Source organism: Carnobacterium sp. (genome assembly GCF_040274945.1).
Classification (GTDB): domain Bacteria; phylum Bacillota; class Bacilli; order Lactobacillales; family Carnobacteriaceae; genus Carnobacterium_B.
Window position 1 is genome coordinate 1 of the sequence record NZ_JBEMAR010000028.1, and the last position, 1,505, is coordinate 1,505.

Consider the following 1,505-nt stretch of genomic DNA (forward strand, 5'->3'; position numbering starts at 1 on the left):
TGAACTGAACCCTATTTTGTAGACAGTTTAATAAAAAACAAGATAGCCATTTAATTAGGCTGCGATTAGATGACTTCGGTAACTCGCCGGAGTCATCTTTTTTAATGTCCATTGCTTTCTTGTGTGGTTGTAATGCGTGATATAGTCAATGACTTGTGTATGTAGCTCCGTGAAACTTTCAGCTTCATGATAATCGACTTCATCTTTAAAATGACCAAAGAACGATTCCATTGGCGCATTATCTAGACAGTTTCCTCGACGTGACATGGATTGTTTTAACCCCATGTCTTTCACAAGCTTCTGAAATCCTGGATGCGTATAATGAAACCCCTGATCCGAATGAATCATTGCTTCCGGATGAAGATTCCCATCCAAATGATGTTTTAATTGTTCAAGTGTTTCATAAACAATCGACAATTTAAGAGTAGTAGCTAGTTTATACGCAACGATTTCTCTCGTTGCGACATCTTTTACACATGATAAATAAGCCGTACGGCCACCCTTATATTGGAGATAGGTAATGTCTGTTAAGAAGACTTTTCCTGGCTCGTCTTGTTTGAATGCCCGATTTAAGTAATTTGGAATTTGACGATGTGCTTCATTCGCTTTTTCTATAAGTCGATAAGGATTGGCACGACGAACCTTCGCATACAAATTAAATTTACGCATCAATCGAAGAATTTTTTTATGGTTCATCGGTTTCCCTAATTGGTCCACCAGTTCCATATAAAACCCTCGATAACCAATTTTGCCTTTTGCTTCATCATAGATTACTTTTAGTAAAAGATAATCTTGATAATCAGCTTCTTCACGTAATGAATGTTTCTCCATATTTTGTCGCCATTTATAGTAACCACTCGAGCTGACATTTGCTACTTCACAAAGATACCGTGTCATATTTTTGAGTTGAAATAATCGAATCGTTTCACTGATTGCTTGATATTTTTCTTTGGGTGTTAAAAACGATTCTTCTTCGCCTGCCTTTCCATTTCGTCGAGCTTTTTTAAGAGCGCTAGCTCTGCTTCCAATAGACGAATACGAGCTTCTGCTTTCTCTAACTTTTTATCAGCTGATAATTTTTCGGCACGTGGGCGACCTGTACTGCCTTTTCCACGACGCTCTTGTGTAAAACCATCCTCACCGTATGTTTGATAAATTTTCTTCCACCTATGAACAGCACTTTGAACTTTTTTAATCCCGATGATTTCTAAATCAAAGCCTGCAGCTTTGAAGATTTCGGTAGGCCCTTTGCCTTTTAGATTTTCTTGAACAGCTTTTAATTTGAAAGCTACTGTATATTGAATAGATCGATCGGTTATCAAAACGACATTTGGATTCTGTTCAATTTGTCGACGTTGATGTTCGTTAAAAATTATTTTACTCATGATGTTCTCCCGTTCTTAAATCGTATGGTCAGTATAACGGGGATTTCTAGGAATGAAAATAGAAAAAACCCCGAATAGGTCACTTTTTTCTAAAGTGTCTACTATTCGGGGTTCAGTTCA

1 protein-coding gene is annotated in these 1,505 nt (G+C 37.3%); it reads right to left on the reverse strand.

The window, feature by feature from the left end:
* Positions 1-54: 54 nt before the first annotated feature.
* A protein-coding gene (locus ABS916_RS12865) for an IS3 family transposase (protein ID WP_340722276.1) occupies positions 55-1,385 on the reverse strand; the annotation gives its coding sequence in 2 pieces (ribosomal slippage) (positions 55-1,010 and positions 1,010-1,385; 1,332 coding nt in all).
* Between the last annotated feature and the right edge of the window lie 120 nt (positions 1,386-1,505).